This window comes from Ligilactobacillus salivarius, from assembly GCF_035231985.1.
In the GTDB taxonomy this organism is placed as follows: Bacteria; Bacillota; Bacilli; order Lactobacillales; family Lactobacillaceae; genus Ligilactobacillus; species Ligilactobacillus salivarius.
The window spans coordinates 141,226-157,176 of sequence record NZ_CP117983.1; the positions used below are offsets into that span (position 1 = coordinate 141,226).

The following is a 15,951-nucleotide window of genomic DNA, read 5'->3' on the forward strand; positions in this document are numbered from 1 at the left end:
GGAGGAGTACTTATGGTAGGAGTTATTCTTGCTAGTCATGGTGGTTTTGCAGACGGCATTCATCAATCTGCTGAAATGATCTTTGGGCCTCAAGAAAATTTTAAGAGTTGTATCTTAAAGCCTGATGAAGGTCCAGAAGATGTTAAAAAGAAAATGCAAGAAGCCGTTGCAAGTCTTGATAATCAAGATGAAGTTTTGTTTTTAGTAGATTTATGGGGTGGAACACCTTTTAACCAAGCTTCAAGTTTAGTTAAAGAACATGAAGATAAGTGGACAATTGTTGCGGGAATGAATCTTCCAATGGTAATTGAAGCATTAACACAACGTTTCTCAGTAGAATCTGCTAGAGAAATCGCTAGAGCAATTGTTCCAACTGGTAATGACGGTATTAAGACATTCCCAGAAGATGCAATGCCAGTTAAAAAAGAATCTGATACTAAAGCAGTTAAGACAAGTGGCAAAAAGAAGACAATCCCTGAAGGTACTGTTTTAGGCGATGGACATATCAAGTATGTTCTTGCTCGTGTAGATACACGTTTACTTCACGGACAAGTTGCTACAGGTTGGACACATACTACTCAACCAAATCGAATTATTGTTGTTTCAGATACAGTTTGTCATGACAAGTTGAGAACTAGCATGATTAAACAAGCTGCACCTAATGGAGTTCGCGTAAGTGTAGCACCTATCAAGAATATGGCTAAAGCTAATAATGATCCTAGATTTGGTGATACTCGTGCGATGCTCTTATTTGAATCAGTTGAAGATGCTTTAGCAGCTGTTAAGGCAGGGGTAGAAGTAAAAGAAATTAACCTTGGTTCTTCTGCTTATAAAGAAGGTAAAGTTAACGTAACAAAGGCTTTATCATTTGATCAAACAGACGTTGATTCGATCAAAGAATTACAAAGTATGGGTGTAAAATTTGATGTTCGTGGGGTTCCAGCTGATAGTCCTGCAAATATCGATGACTTAATTAAATTAGCTGAAAAGAAATTAGCTGAGAAAAATTAATTTTGGAGGTTTAATGAAATGAGTACGATTCAAATTATTTTAGTCGTTATCGTAGCCTTTATCGTAGGATGTAGTTCTGTTAACGACCAAATCGAAACTTATCAACCAGTTGTAGCTTGTTCTTTAATCGGACTTGTTACAGGTCAACTAGAACTTGGTGTTATGCTAGGTGGTAGTTTACAATTAATCACAATGGGTTGGGCTAACGTTGGTGCTGCTATGGCTCCTGACGCAGCTTTGGCCGGTGTAGCTTCTGCAATTATTCTTATTGAAGGTAACCAAGGTGCACAAGGTATTGGACCTGCTATCGCTTTGGCTGTTCCTTTGGCTGTAGCTGGTTTAGGTTTAACTATGATCGTTAGAACAGCAACAGTATTTATCGCACACATTATGGATAAGCGTGCTGAAAAGGCTGATATCAATGGTATTCAAGCATGGCACTTTATTGGTATGACTTTACAAGGTTTACGTGTTGCTATTCCTGCATTACTTTTGATGTTGATCCCTGTAAGTCTTGTACGTCAAGGACTAGAAGCAATGCCAGAATGGTTGACAGCTGGTATGACAATCGGTGGTGGTATGGTTGTTGCTGTAGGTTATGCTATGGTTATCAATATGATGTCAAGTCGTGAAGTATGGCCATTCTTCTTCCTAGGATTTGCTCTTGCAGCTATTAAGCAACTAACTTTAATTAGTTTAGGTATTATCGGTGTATGTTTAGCTATATTATTCCTTGCTCTTGAAGGTAGTGGTGGTAGCTCAAATGGTTCATCAAATGGCTCTGGCGATTCAGATGATCCGCTTGGAGATATTTTGGAAGACATCTAACTTAGGAGGGGAAAAACAATGGAAGAAAAGAAAATTAAATTAACAAAAGCTGATCGTTTTAAAATGTTCTTGCGTTCTTACTTTCTATTAAGTTCCTTTAACTATGAACGTATGCAAAATGGTGGGGTTGCTTATACTTTAATCCCTGCAATTAAGAAACTTTATTCAAGCAAAGCTGATCGTGCAGCTGCTTTGAAGCGTCACTTAGAATTCTTTAATACACATCCTTTTATGGCAAATCCTATTTTTGGGGTAACACTTGCCTTAGAAGAAGAACGTGCTAATGGCGCAAATGTTGATGATGCTGCTATCTCTGGTGTTAAAATTGGTATGATGGGACCTTTAGCTGGTGCCGGTGACCCACTATTTTGGTTCACATTACGTCCAATTATGTTATCATTAGGTGCAAGTCTTGCTGTATCTGGTAACGTTGCTGGTCCATTTGTATTCTTCATTCTATGGAATATCATGGCAGCTGCTGTTAAGTGGTATACACAAGAATTCGGTTATCGTGCTGGTACTGCTATCACTGATGACTTATCTGGTGGTTTATTACAAAAGGTAACTCGTGGAGCTTCCATGATGGGTATGTTCGTTATCGGTTCCTTGATTCAACGTTGGGTATCTATCACATTTACTCCAGTTGTTTCCACAGTTAAACAACAAAAAGGTGCTTATATTGACTGGGAAAAACTTCCAGCAGGCGCAAAAGGTTTGAAAGAAGCATTTACACAATATGCTGCTGGTCGTTCACTAAGCGAAACAAAAGTTACAACTTTACAAGATAACTTAGATCAATTAGTTCCAGGTTTGGCTGCTTTAGGTCTAACATTCTTATGTATGTATCTTTTGAAGCGTAAAGTTTCACCAATCATTATTATTCTTGGAATCTTCGTGTTAGCTATTGTATTCCACGTAATTGGTTTACTATAAAAAGAAAGGTTGAGATTTAAATGGTTAAGTCACTAAACACAAAAATGGATATGTCTTGCAAAGGTACGTGGTACCGTAATGGTCCTTTTTACGGAAATATCATGGTTGGTGACAACGCCTTTGAATTCTACAACGAGACAAAGTTACAGGATTATATCCAAATTCCATGGGATGAAATAACTTATGTAGTAGCAGATGTTTATTTCGGTGGGAAATATATTCCACGTTTTGAAATTAGGACAAAAAGCAATGGTACTTTTAGATTCTCTGCTAGAAATAGTCGCCAAACTTTAAGAGCTATTAAAGCTAGAATTCCACGTGAAAGTTTGCGTAAAGCACCAAGTATGGGATTTATTCTCAAACATAGATTTAAGAATTTGGGTAAAATGATCTTGAAGAAGAAAGCTTAATAATAAGACAAAGACTGGTAAAATTATCAGTCTTTTTTTTATGTAGATCGTGATGACGAAGGAAATGGAAGTTTGGAACGTTTAAAGAAAGACTTATTTTATTGGTACAAAAAAGTAATTGAATCAAATGGTACAGATTTAGATTAAAGAATAAAGATGGACTGATATGTATATAGTGCATATCAGCCCATTTTTTTACTATATAAAAAGACTTAGGATCTAGACTCCTAAGTCCTTGTGGTAAGTATTCTATTGAAGCACACGAACTGCGAAAGATGGTTGGAAGTATTGAGTGCTACCAACTTTTACACTTTCACCAGGTTCTGGAGCATGGATAAAGCTACCACCACCAGTTGCGATTGCAACGTGGTAGGAAGAACCTTTAGCACCCCAGAAGTATAGATCTCCTGGTTGAGCAGCAGATACAGGGATAACTGTACCAGCATTTTCTTGAGCTGTTGTTACACGAGGTAAGTTAACACCATAGTGTGCGTATACGTATTGTACTAAGCCAGAGCAGTCAAAACCAGATGGTGTAGATCCACCCCAAACGTAAGGAACACCAATGAATGATTGTGCGTAACTAATGATTGCACTAGCTGAAGCAGAACCAGTATTAGTTGTTGTAGTTACGTTAGAAGTATTAACTGTTGTAGCGTTGTTGTTTGTAGCTGCAGTATTAGTTGTAGTTGCTTGTTGAGTATTGTTTGTTTGAGCAACAGAACTGGAGCTAGCAGCAGAACTACTTGATGCTGCTGGAGTAGTTACAGTTTGTTGTTGACTGCTGCTTGTTTGGGCAACAGAACTAGAACTACTTGCAGCTGATTGTTGTGAGTTACTACTTTGAGTTGTAGTAGCTGCAGTATTGTTTGTAGCAACACTATTAGAAGAAGAACTTTCTTCTTGGCTAGGTGTCTTTGTAGGGTTAACAATTGTTAATGTTTGTCCTGGTAATAATGTGGCACCAAGATTATTATTTGAACGAAGAGAATCAATTGAAACTCCAAAACTTTGAGCAATAGAGTACAATGAGTCACCAGCTTTAGCTGTGTATTGTACTTTTTGTGTATTGTCATCTTTTACTTCAGAACTACTTTGAGTAGTTACCTGTGAAGAACTTTGTTGAACTGCAGAACTAGAGCTAGCAACAGGTTGTTGAGCAACAGAACTGCTTGAACTTGTAGTAGCAGCTTGTGAAGCAGCTGGAGTAGTTACAGAAGAACTAGTAGCGGTTGTTGCAGCAGAGCTACTTTGAGCTGTTGAAACAGCTTGTGAACTGCTGGAAGCAGAAGTAGCTTGTGCTTGACTGCTTTGATTATCAGTTGCTGGAGTAGTAACAGCTGCTTTATCTTGTACTTGTTGTTGAGTACTTGATGTGCTTGTAGCAGCAGCTGAAGTTAACTTAATAACTTGTCCAGGATAGATAATGTCACTAGCATTCAAGTTATTCAAAGATAACAACTCATCAAGAGAAATGTGATTATTTTGGGCAATTCTCCATAATGTATCACCACTCTTGATGGTATAAGTAGATTTATTATCATTTTTATTTACAGTTTGAGAGCCATCCTTTGAAGGAATTTGTAAAGTTTGACCTGTAATAATTAAATGATTGCTGTTGATACGGTTTAACTTTTCAATAGATTGAATAGAAACACCATACTTCTTGGATAAGGCCCAAACTGTTTCATTTTGCTTAACTTTATGTGTAGTAGTTGAATCGGCATTAGCGGCAGTACTTGATGCCAGAAGTACTCCTGCAGCACCGACTGTACCTACTAATAACTTCTGTGCTGTTTTTTTCAAGTAAGTCACTCCTTAATATAATCCCTGAAGATTATAGTAAATTATTTTAATATCTACATTGTACCCCTTTTTTATTGCAAGTAACTATATAAATATATTACATTTATGTAAAATCTTGTAATAATTGTGTGCTAAATAAAATAATAAGAATATAGCTAGATAGGACAATGAACCCTAATTCTAAATAACTCATTTGTGAAGTTTTAAATTACATAAATGTTACATAAAAGTTAAATTATGATAGTGAGGAGTTAAGTATTACAGGAAGTAGCAAATATTATTAAGAAAATAATTGACAATTATTTGAAATTACGATAATTTTTAAAGTAGTAATATTAGATTATTATTAGAAATGTTTTTATATTATATAATAATGAATATCATATTGTTACTGAATTTTTATTTTGGAAGGTGAAGGAAATGACGAAAGTATACAACTTTTCAGCTGGTCCAGCTGTGTTACCAAAAGAAGTTATAAAAAAGGCACAAGATGAACTAACTTCTTTTAAAGGTAGTCAAATGAGTGTAATGGAGATAAGTCATCGATCTTCACTTTACACAGAAATGTTTCAAAAAGCAGAAGAAGATTTGAGATATTTAATGGAAATTCCAGATGATTATGATATTTTATTTCAACAAGGTGGAGCAACTTTACAATTTACGGCAGTTCCACTAAATTTAGCTAATAATTATCGAAGAATCGGATATATAGATACAGGACATTGGTCTCAAAGAGCGTATCAAGAAGCAGAATTATTACATAAATTTGATGTAGATGTTGTCGCAAGTTCTAAAGATAGTAACTACACTGAGTTAGTGCATCAAGTTGAATTGAAGAACAAAAATTATGATTATGTTCATTTAACTACTAATAATACAATTGAAGGAACAATGTATCGAGACTTACCTTCTGGACTTGCCGGACAAACTATTGTGGCAGACATGTCGTCTAATATTTTAGGACAAAAATATAATGTAGATGATTTTGGATTAATTTACGCTGGTGCTCAAAAGAATATTGGTATTGCAGGACTAACAGTGGTGATTGTAAAACGTGATTTAATTGGAAAAGTAAGCAATTTACCCTCAATGTTAGATTACAAGAAGCAAGCTGATAAGCAATCAGCTTTGAATACACCACCAGTTTTTGCGATTTATATGGCAGGATTAGTATTTGAATGGTTAAAAGAACAGGGTGGAGTAGCAGCGATGCAAGCTCTAAATGAAGAAAAATCACAATTACTATATGAATATTTAGATAATTCTACATTATTTAGTTCTCCAGTAAAAAGAGAAGATCGTTCATTAACAAATATTCCTTTTGTGACTGGCAATAAGCAGTTAGATGAAAAATTTATAGCAGAAGCCACATCAGCAGGACTATTGAATTTAAAAGGACACCGTTTAGTAGGTGGAATGAGAGCTAGTTTATACAATGCTTTTGAACTAGAAGGTGTAAAAGTATTGGTAGATTTTATGAAGGAATTTGAGTTAAAAAATAAAGGGGAATAATATAATTATGAAAGATATAAAAACTTATAACGTAATTGCACAAGAAGGACTAGATGAATTACCAGTAGATATGTACACGGTGAATAAAAGTACTAAACCTGATGCTTTGTTGATTAGAAGCCAAGATATGCATAAAACACCTTTTGGAACTAGTGTTTTAGCGATTGCTCGAGCTGGAGCAGGGGTAAATAATATTCCTTTAGAGAAGGCAACTTCACAAGGAACTGCGGTTTTTAATACTCCAGGTTCAAACGCAAATGCGGTTAAGGAACTTATTATAACAATGTTATTACTATCTGTTAGACCAGTTTTTGCATCTGTAAAATGGGCCCAAAAATTAGCTGGGGCAGATGTTTCTTTACAAACAGAAAAAGGTAAAAATCATTTTGCTGGAACTGAGTTATATGGAAAGAAAATAGGGATAATCGGTTTAGGTAATATTGGTTCACGTGTGGCTAAGGCATGTATGGATTTGGGGATGAAAGTAATTGGATATGACCCATATATTTCTGTTGAAAAAGCATGGCAACTTTCCAATGATATTCCTAGAGCTGAAAGTTTGGAAGAATTGCTAGAACAAAGTGATTTTATTACTATTCACATTCCTTACACTGATAAAAATAGAAATATCATTGGTGAAGATGAGATTAATGTGATGAAAGATACGGCAGTATTACTCAATTATTCACGCTGGGGAATTGTGGATGAAGATGCAGTAATCAAGGCACTTAATGCTAAAAAATTACGTTTATTTATCACAGACTTCAGTTCTGAGAAAATTTTAAATCACAAACAAATAATTGTAACTCCTCATTTAGGTGGAACAACAGAAGAAGCAGAAGTTAATGGAGCTAAGATGGCTGCTAATACTTTGAGAAAGTATCTTGAAACTGGAGATATTGTTAATTCCGTTAACTTGCCAAATGTAGAAATGGCATTTGATGCTCCATTGCGTCTAACTCTTATTCACCAAAATGTTCCTAATATGGTGGGTAGAATTACTACTATTTTGGCTAAAGAAGAAATAAATATTGATAACATGATTAACCGTTCACGTGGTAAAATTGCTTATACAATGATTGATGCTGCGGATATTTCAGAAGAAAAGCTCAAAGAACTAAAGAAAGAGTTACTAGAAATTCCTGAAGTTATCCGAGTTCGAGCATTGCATAATCCAAAAATTGTGAAATGAGATGATTAAAACGGCTGATGAATTTCAAAAGGTTTTTGAAGAGATAAAGCTAGATCCTCAAAATCAAGAATACACTGAAAAGGGGATTGAACCTCTATATTACGCTAATCCTAAGGCTAAAATATTAATAGTAGGTCAAGCACCTGGACAAAAAGCTCAAGATACGCATATGGTCTGGAATGATTTAAGTGGGGATAGGTTGAGGACATGGTTAGATGTGTCTCGCGATGAATTTTATAATTCAGATTTATTTGCGATTATGCCAATGGATTTTTATTTTCCAGGCAAAGGTAAGGGTGGAGATCTGCCACCACGAAAGAATTTTGCAGCAAAGTGGCATCCAAAGTTAAGAAAGTTAATGCCAAATATTGAATTAACTATTTTGGTAGGTAGCTACGCTGTTAAGAAATATTTGAATCTAAAAAGTAGTACTAAATTAACTGATATTGTAAAAGATTATCAAACGTATCTGCCAGAGTACTTTCCTTTGGTACATCCTTCACCTAGGAATTTAATTTGGTTAAAGAAAAATCCATGGTTTGAGGAACAAGTAGTAAAAGACTTACAGAAATTAGTATCTGAAATTAAAAATAAATAATAGTCTGGCAAAAATGTCAGGCTATTTTTTTGATCAAATTTGGTGTTATACTTAGATTGAAAGAGTTTGATAGAAGGTTGGAAGGAAGTAATACTATGCTAAAAAATTTAAATTTAACTTTTGGACCTGAAAAACAACTACAAGAAATTATTGAAAACAATAAAGATCGTCAAATGGTACTATTAGAATCTGTAACTGATTCAGAAAAGTTTGCACTATTAGATGTTTCAAACGAAGAAAGTATTTTTCATAGTCAATTAGATTATCGAATCTATCACACGATAAATCTTAAAGAATGGGATGGATATTTTGAATTTAGATATATAACTTTGGATACAGAGCAACAAAAAATTTTTAATGCTCATTTAGATAAATGGGATGATTCATTCAATCGTCCAGTTGGTTTAAAATCTACACTTGTTGGCCATGATGAGAGAAAAGACTATGAATTCTTGATGATTAATATCTGGGAAGATCAAGAAGATTATGTCGAATGGGAAAATGAAAGTGACAATGAGTTCAGAGAATTCGGCCATGGCGGAAATGCTAAAGCATTAGTTGCACAATATAAATTGGTAAAAAATAAAGAATAGTTTAAAAGGTGTGTGGATCTGATCTGCATGCCTTTTTGTTTTGGATAAACAAAACAATAGCCATTTCAATCAGGGTAAATCCATGTCTAAAATTATTTATTATATATTTGGAAATTTGATAAAAATTATTGTATAATTTAATTGTGTTTAAACAAAGGAGGATTAAATAAAATGGAAAAATATCACATCGGATTAGATATAGGGACTTCATCTATAGGATGGGCAGTAATAGGCGATGATTTCAAAATTAAGAGAAAAAAAGGAAAGAATTTAATAGGAACTCGTTTGTTTAAGGAAGGAAATACCGCCGCAGAACGTCGAGGTTTCAGAACTCAAAGAAGACGACTTAATAGAAGAAAATGGCGATTGAAACTATTAGAAGAAATTTTTGATCCGTATATGGCAGAAGTAGATGAGTATTTTTTTGCTAGATTAAAGTCTTCAAATCTTTCTCCAAAAGACAGTAATAAGAAGTATTTAGGTTCATTATTATTCCCAGATGTATCTGATTCAAATTTCTATGATAAGTATCCAACAATTTATCATTTGCGAAGAGATTTAATGAAAAAAGATGAGAAGTTTGATTTAAGAGAAATCTATTTAGCAATTCACCATATTGTCAAGTATCGTGGCAATTTCTTAGAAAATGTTCCTGCAAAAAACTATAAAAATAGTGGAACATCGATTGGATTCCTTCTAGAAGAGGTTAACAGTTTATATAAGGATATTATTGGTGATGAAAGTGTTGCTATTCTTAACAGCGGAAAGTTTGAAGATGTAGAAAAAATAATCTTAGATGAAGAGACTAAAAATCTTGATAAACAAAAGAGTGTAGGGAAACTATTAGTAGAAGATAAGAAGAAAAAGAATATAGTTACTGCATTTTCTAAAGCTATTTTTGGATATAAATTTAATATTGAAGATTTATTATTGATTAAAGATTCAACATTGATAGAGAGTGATAAAAATAAAAAAATAACGTTTAATGATGAAAATATTGATGACATTTTTAATGAATTATCACATTCCCTAGATGATAACCAAATGGATTTACTAACTAAGACTAGAGAAATCTACTTTAAGTTCAAATTAAATATGATTGTTCCGACTGGATATACATTATCTGAATCCATGATAGAAAAGTATGAGATGCACAAAGTTCATTTAAAAATGTACAAGGAATTTATCAATACTCTAAATACAAAAGATAGAAAGACCTTAAAGAATGCTTACAGTAATTATATTAATAATGAAAAAGCTAAAGCTGCTAACGCACAGGAAAATTTCTATAAAACTGTAAAGAAGACCATTAAAGACAATGATTCAGATACGGCTAAAAAGATTATAGGCTTAATTGATGAAGGTAATTTTATGCCTAAGCAAAGAACTGGTGAAAATGGTGTGATTCCTCATCAGTTACATCAAATAGAGTTAGATAGAATTATTGAAAATCAGGCTAAGTATTATCCATGGTTAGCAGAAGAAAATCCTGTAGAAAAGAATAGAAGGTTTGCTAAATATAAATTAGATGAACTAGTTACTTTTAGGGTGCCATACTATGTTGGACCACTGGTAGATAAGACAGAGTCTAATAAAAACGAAAAAGAAACAAAATTTGCGTGGATGGTTCGAAAATCAAAAGGAACAATAACTCCATGGAATTTTGAAAATTTAGTTGATAGAACAGAATCTGCTAATCGTTTTATTAAACGCATGACTTCCAAAGATACATATATAATTGGTGAAGATGTATTGCCTGCTTCTAGTTTGTTATACGAGAAATTTAAAGTACTTAATGAATTGAACAATATCAAAGTAAATGAAAAAAAATTAGATATTGAACAAAAGCAGAATGTTTATCTTAAACTATTTAAGACTGAAAAAAGTGTGACGAAGAAAAATTTAGCTACTTCTTTAAATTGTGATGCAGAAAGTATTACTGGACTAACCGACAACAAAAAGTTTAATTCTTCACTGTCAAGTTATATTGATTTAAAAGCAATATTAGGAAATGTAGTAGATGATTACAGTAAAAATGAAGATTTAGAAAAAATTATTGAATATTCAACTATTTTTGAAGATGGTAATATCTACAAAGAGAAATTAAGTGAAATATCATGGTTGACTGACGAGCAGATTAAGAAATTATCAAATATTCATTTCAAAGGATGGGGAAGATTATCAAAGAAATTACTAACACAGATTACTAATGAGAATGGTGAAAGGATTATTGATGCATTATGGAATACATCTAATAATTTTATGCAAATTGTAAATGATGAAAGTATTCAAGCAAAGCTGGCTGAAATTAATGGTGAGTATGCTGATAAATATGATTTGGAAGATATATTAGATGAGGCGTACACCTCTCCTCAAAATAAAAAAGCCATTAGACAAGTAATGAAAGTTGTCGAAGATATTGAAAAGGTGATGCAGTGTGAGCCAACATCTATAGCTATTGAATTTACCCGGGAAAAACGAAAGAGTAAATTAACGAATACTCGTTATAAGAAAATATCTGAAATTTATGAGAAAATTGCAGACGAACTAATATCTGAATATGAATTAGAAAAGTTACAATCAGAATTAGATAGTAACGCCAATAATATAAGAGATAGGTACTATCTATACTTTATGCAGTTAGGTAGGGATATGTATACTGGTGAAAAAATAAATATTGATGAATTACATCAAAAGTATGATATTGATCATATTCTTCCACAATCATTTATAAAAGATGATTCTCTTAATAATAGAGTGTTAACTCGTAAAGATGTAAATAATAAAGAAAAGTCAGATAAGACAGCTGCAGATTTGTATGCAGCGAAGATGGGGAACTTTTGGCGTAAACTTTATGAACAAGACTTAATAACTAAGCAAAAATATAACAACTTATTAACTAAGACAGATAGTATAAACAAGTATGTTAAACAAGGTTTTATTAAGCGTCAATTAGTAGAAACAAGCCAAGTAGTAAAATTAGTTGCTAACACATTGAAAAAACAATATAGTGATACAAAAATCATTGAAGTAAGAGCAAGACTGAATAGTGATTTAAGAAAAGAATATGAGTTGATAAAAAATCGAGAAGTTAACGATTACCATCATGCAATAGATGGGTATTTAACAACCTTTATTGGACAATATCTGTATAAAACCTATCCTAAATTACGCAGTTATTTTGTATATGATGATTTTAAAAAACTAGATAGTAATTACTTGAAATATATGAATAAATTTAACTTTTTATGGAAATTGGAAGATGAGGAAGCAGAAGATGTACATGATAAGGTAAATAATGAATTTGTTTTAAATGTGCCAGAGATGAAAGCCTATATACAAAAAATTAATGATTACAAATATATGTTAGTTTCGAAAGAAGTAACTACTAAAAACGGTGCGTTTTACGATCAAACTAAATATAATGCTAAGACGGTTAACTTGATTCCAATAAAGAAAGATAAACCAACAAATATTTATGGAGGTTATAAAGGAAAGATAAGTGGTTATATGATGCTTGTTAAGATTCAAAAGAAGAAGGGAGTAATATATAAATTTGTAGGTGTACCTAGACTTTGGACTGATGAATTAGATAGATTAAATGATACTGATGAAAAGAAAACATTATTGAAAAAAATAGCAAAAGCAAGTTTATCTAAAGCAGAACAAAATTTTGAAGTTATTTTAGACAAAGTTTACTATGGACAACTGATCATAGATGGAGGTCAAAAATATACCTTAGGAAGTTCCGAATATAAGTATAATGCGATGCAACTGCATTTGTCAGAACGTGCGTTAAAGATTTTAGCTAAGGAAAAAGATAAAGAAGCAAAAGTAACAGACAAAGAATTAGTAGATGTATATGAAGAAATATTATCAGTTGTTAACAAGTATTTTGAATTATATGATATTAATAAATTTAGACAAAGGCTAAATGAAGGATTGGAAATGTTTAAGAAATTACCTATCCACAATGTGTATGAAGGCAATAAACTAAAGCAAGTTGGAAAATTTGAAGTGTTGAACAGAATTTTAATTGGATTACACGCTAATGCAATGATAACAGACTTAAAGGTTTTAGGAATAAAAACCAAGCTAGGTCAAATGCAAGTAATAGGTGGTATAAAATTATCGCCAGAAGCTAAATTAATATATCAATCACCAACAGGAATTTTTTCAAGAGTTGTTAGAGTGAAAGATTTAGAGTAATTCTTTTTAGAAATAAAAAATAAAAAGGAGTCAAATGACTCCTTTTTATGTATTGTCCATAATTATATGGATCAAAAAGAAAAACTCAGCTATAAAAGCTTTGTTTGATTTCAACTCAGAATGTTAAATCAATGAGGTTAAAACCTACAAGTATATTATAAAACAATTGATAGTAGAAAGGCAAGTGAAGATTTATGGGATTCAGAAATGTAATTATCACCCAACATTCTAAGTTATCGTATTCTAATAATGCGATGATAGTCCAAAATAAGGATGGGATTAATCAAATACCGTTAGTAGATATGGATATATTACTTATTTCAACTACTCAAGCAGTTATCACTAGTGCGTTAGTAAGTAAGTTAGCAGAATCTGGAATCAAAGTAATTTTTACAGATAATAAAAATGAACCTGTGACTGAAACAGTAAATTATTATTCCAATAATAGGTCATTAGGTACATATTTACAGCAATATGAATGGAATGATCATGTAAAGGAAATTTTATGGACGAAAATTGTTAGAAGTAAAATTATTAATCAAATAAAGGTTCTCAAAAATTATCAAATAGATTGTCAAGATTTGAAAAATGAATTAGATAAGTTAGAAATAAACGATATGACCAATCGTGAAGCCGTAGTGGCAAGAAAGTATTTTGAAAAGCTATTTGGCAAAAAATACAGTAGAAAAGATTTTACACCTATGAATGCAGCACTAAATTATGGATATTCAATTTTATTATCAGCTGTAAATAAAGAAATTGTTTCTGCAGGTTATGTAACATATTTAGGAATTCATCATCAAAGTCAAGAAAATATGTTTAACTTTGGATCAGATTTAATGGAACCGTTTAGACCAGTTGTAGATTATTGGTTGGCAGATAAGAATTTTTTAGAGTTTACACCAGACATTAAATATGGATTAGTTGATTTATTGAACTTAGAAATTAAATACAATAAAAAACAAATGCTGTTAAAGAATGCAATTGCTAAGTATGTAAGAGATGTAATTGAATACTTAAATCAAGAAACTGTTGAATTTGATGTGGAGGTAGAATTTACGAATGAGGTACCGAATAATGCGATTAATGATAATGTTTGATTTGCCAGTAGAAACAAGTGAGGAAAGAAAGGAATATAGGAAGTTTAGAAAGAATTTAATAAATGAAGGATTTATTATGATTCAATACTCTGTTTATGTAAGAGTTTGTGTAAACAAAAAATCAGCGGAATTTACAGAAAAACGCATAGAATCTTTCTTACCTTCTAAAGGGGTAGTGCAATCTTTGATATTAACTGAAAAGCAATACAATGATATGCATTTTTTATTGGGTAAAAAGATAAAAGAAGTTAGAAATAGCGCAGAAAGGACAATTATTCTATGAAATTATATTATACCGGGCATAAGGATATTGAAATAAATGCTGGAAAAATCACTGTATTAGGAACGAATAATGTAAATGTGTATAAAGAATTTATTGATACTTTTTTAAATGGGTACGGAAGTAATATTCAATTAAGTGATGATAAATATAATCGAAAAGATATAAGTACGAGCGTTGATTGGGATGGGGATGTAATGTTAACAGACCAAATTAGCAAAAAATATATGAATGTATTGATCAAGAAGATTATTGAAGACATCACAGATGTTGAAAGACAAGCAATACTAAAATCAGTAAATGGTTTGTATGATCGTATTCGAGAGGTTTTGTATAAAATTGATATACCTTTACAAGTAGATTATGACAATGATTTAACAAGACTATTTAAGTATTGTCAGGTACATACAGAGGCATTGCTATGGAAAAATGCGTATGATAGAATATCTTCAGATGTTAAATTACATGTGGAACTAAACAGAGAAAGAATTATAGGTCTAACCAATGTCGCACATTATCTCACTAAAGAAGAGTTTCAGGAACTTGTAAATCTTGTTAAGGCGACTAACGCATCAATGTTTATAATTGAATTCACAGAAAAGAATGATCAGAGATTCTTTGAAAACTGTGATAATTACTATATTGATGAGGATTATATTGATTGGTACTAACGAATCGTTAAATTTTGATTATAAAATAACGGTTTCAGAAGGATGTTAAATCAATTAGGTTAAGACCGTTCAACACTTGATGGAATGGCAAGGACAAGTTTCAGAAGGATGTTAAATCAATTAGGTTAAGACCTTAATAGATCCAGAAAGAAGAGGGCATCCAGTTTCAGAAGGATGTTAAATCAATTAGGTTAAGACCACACTTGCAAAACCAAGAAACAATGCTATAGTTTCAGAAGGATGTTAAATCAATTAGGTTAAGACCTAGAACGAGCTAAAGAAATAGGTATCACGAGTTTCAGAAGGATGTTAAATCAATTAGGTTAAGACCGTGGAGCATGTTTGAATGTTCTAATCACTTGTTTCAGAAGGATGTTAAATCAATTAGGTTAAGACCTTCTAAAAAAGTGATAAGTTCATCTTTAGAGTTTCAGAAGGATGTTAAATCAATTAGGTTAAGACCTCAATATAAACTCTTTTAAGCTCGTTTAACGTTTCAGAAGGATGTTAAATCAATTAGGTTAAGACCGTAGGAATTGATAACCATGCACCATTGAAAGTTTCAGAAGGATGTTAAATCAATTAGGTTAAGACCCTACATCTAGGACTAAAAGGCAAAATTTAAGTTTCAGAAGGATGTTAAATCAATTAGGTTAAGACCAAACAATCTGCGCTAACTTCTCTTTCATGTGTTTCAGAAGGATGTTAAATCAATTAGGTTAAGACCTTTTCCAGTTATTCGAAATGCCTAGTAGATGTTTCAGAAGGATGTTAAATCAATTAGGTTAAGACCAGATAAATTAGTTAA

14 protein-coding genes, 1 pseudogene and 1 CRISPR repeat array (1 of these 16 only partly in view) are annotated in these 15,951 nt (G+C 32.2%); of the genes and pseudogenes, 13 read left to right on the forward strand and 2 right to left on the reverse strand.

The features are described from left to right. The first annotated feature begins 12 nt into the window (after positions 1-12). The 5 genes and pseudogenes from PTA89_RS00560 to PTA89_RS00580 form a co-directional block, all read left to right on the forward strand. On the forward strand, positions 13-1,011 hold the full coding sequence (locus PTA89_RS00560) for a PTS sugar transporter subunit IIB (RefSeq protein ID WP_003705039.1): 999 nt from the start codon (positions 13-15) through the stop codon (positions 1,009-1,011). Positions 1,012-1,029: 18 nt separating this feature from the next. Further along, the gene (locus PTA89_RS00565; protein ID WP_003700745.1) at positions 1,030-1,839 is read left to right on the forward strand and encodes a PTS mannose/fructose/sorbose transporter subunit IIC; all 810 of its coding nucleotides are present in this window, start codon (positions 1,030-1,032) and stop codon (positions 1,837-1,839) included. A gap of 18 nt (positions 1,840-1,857) precedes the next feature. Next, a complete protein-coding gene (locus PTA89_RS00570; protein ID WP_095842310.1) occupies positions 1,858-2,772 on the forward strand; it encodes a PTS system mannose/fructose/sorbose family transporter subunit IID in 915 nt (304 codons plus the stop codon). A gap of 20 nt (positions 2,773-2,792) precedes the next feature. Beyond that, positions 2,793-3,182, forward strand: coding sequence for a DUF956 family protein (locus PTA89_RS00575; protein WP_003701867.1), 390 nt, complete (start codon positions 2,793-2,795; stop codon positions 3,180-3,182). A gap of 33 nt (positions 3,183-3,215) precedes the next feature. Beyond that, a pseudogene (locus PTA89_RS00580) lies at positions 3,216-3,329 on the forward strand (family 1 glycosylhydrolase); the annotation flags it as partial. Positions 3,330-3,431: 102 nt separating this feature from the next. Here the strand turns inward: PTA89_RS00580 and PTA89_RS00585 are convergent. Then, the gene (locus tag PTA89_RS00585) at positions 3,432-4,988 is read right to left on the reverse strand and encodes a C40 family peptidase (RefSeq protein WP_324177245.1); all 1,557 of its coding nucleotides are present in this window, start codon (positions 4,986-4,988) and stop codon (positions 3,432-3,434) included. 420 nt (positions 4,989-5,408) lie between these two features. Here PTA89_RS00585 and serC point away from each other — a divergent pair, with 420 nt between their 5' ends. From serC to PTA89_RS00605, 4 genes are all read left to right on the forward strand, one after another. Further along, positions 5,409-6,500 carry a 3-phosphoserine/phosphohydroxythreonine transaminase gene (serC, locus tag PTA89_RS00590; protein ID WP_223687002.1) on the forward strand — a complete coding sequence of 364 codons (1,092 nt, stop codon included), beginning with the start codon at positions 5,409-5,411 and terminating at the stop codon, positions 6,498-6,500. A gap of 7 nt (positions 6,501-6,507) precedes the next feature. Continuing rightward, positions 6,508-7,692: a phosphoglycerate dehydrogenase gene (locus tag PTA89_RS00595; protein WP_324177246.1), complete on the forward strand. Its 1,185-nt coding sequence runs from the start codon at positions 6,508-6,510 to the stop codon at positions 7,690-7,692. Position 7,693: 1 nt separating this feature from the next. Beyond that, on the forward strand, positions 7,694-8,290 hold the full coding sequence (locus PTA89_RS00600) for a uracil-DNA glycosylase family protein (protein ID WP_003709109.1): 597 nt from the start codon (positions 7,694-7,696) through the stop codon (positions 8,288-8,290). Positions 8,291-8,385: 95 nt separating this feature from the next. After that, positions 8,386-8,883 (forward strand): hypothetical protein, encoded by a 498-nt coding sequence (locus PTA89_RS00605; RefSeq protein WP_034982288.1) that lies wholly within the window; start codon positions 8,386-8,388, stop codon positions 8,881-8,883. 1 nt (position 8,884) lies between these two features. Here PTA89_RS00605 and PTA89_RS10260 read toward each other — a convergent pair whose 3' ends face one another. Next, a complete protein-coding gene (locus PTA89_RS10260; RefSeq protein WP_407659825.1) occupies positions 8,885-9,094 on the reverse strand; it encodes a prepilin-type N-terminal cleavage/methylation domain-containing protein in 210 nt (69 codons plus the stop codon). Between PTA89_RS10260 and cas9 the strand changes: the two genes are divergently transcribed. The 4 genes from cas9 (at position 9,055) to csn2 (ending at position 15,143) form a co-directional block, all read left to right on the forward strand. Next, positions 9,055-13,092: a type II CRISPR RNA-guided endonuclease Cas9 gene (gene cas9 / locus PTA89_RS00610; RefSeq protein WP_268857295.1), complete on the forward strand. Its 4,038-nt coding sequence runs from the start codon at positions 9,055-9,057 to the stop codon at positions 13,090-13,092. The two genes, PTA89_RS10260 and cas9, sit on opposite strands and share 40 nt — an antisense overlap. A 194-nt stretch (positions 13,093-13,286) precedes the next feature. Then, complete coding sequence (gene cas1 / locus PTA89_RS00615; RefSeq protein WP_098034277.1) at positions 13,287-14,192, forward strand: type II CRISPR-associated endonuclease Cas1; 906 nt, start codon at positions 13,287-13,289, stop codon at positions 14,190-14,192. After that, complete coding sequence (gene cas2 / locus PTA89_RS00620; RefSeq protein ID WP_003709117.1) at positions 14,170-14,475, forward strand: CRISPR-associated endonuclease Cas2; 306 nt, start codon at positions 14,170-14,172, stop codon at positions 14,473-14,475. The genes cas1 and cas2 overlap by 23 nt, the downstream gene beginning before the upstream one ends. Continuing rightward, a complete protein-coding gene (gene csn2 / locus PTA89_RS00625) occupies positions 14,472-15,143 on the forward strand; it encodes a type II-A CRISPR-associated protein Csn2 (protein WP_201897102.1) in 672 nt (223 codons plus the stop codon). The genes cas2 and csn2 overlap by 4 nt, the downstream gene beginning before the upstream one ends. 31 nt (positions 15,144-15,174) lie before the next feature. Next, a CRISPR array of direct repeats spans positions 15,175-15,951; the repeat unit is 36 nt; unit sequence GTTTCAGAAGGATGTTAAATCAATTAGGTTAAGACC (it continues 1,887 nt past the right edge of the window).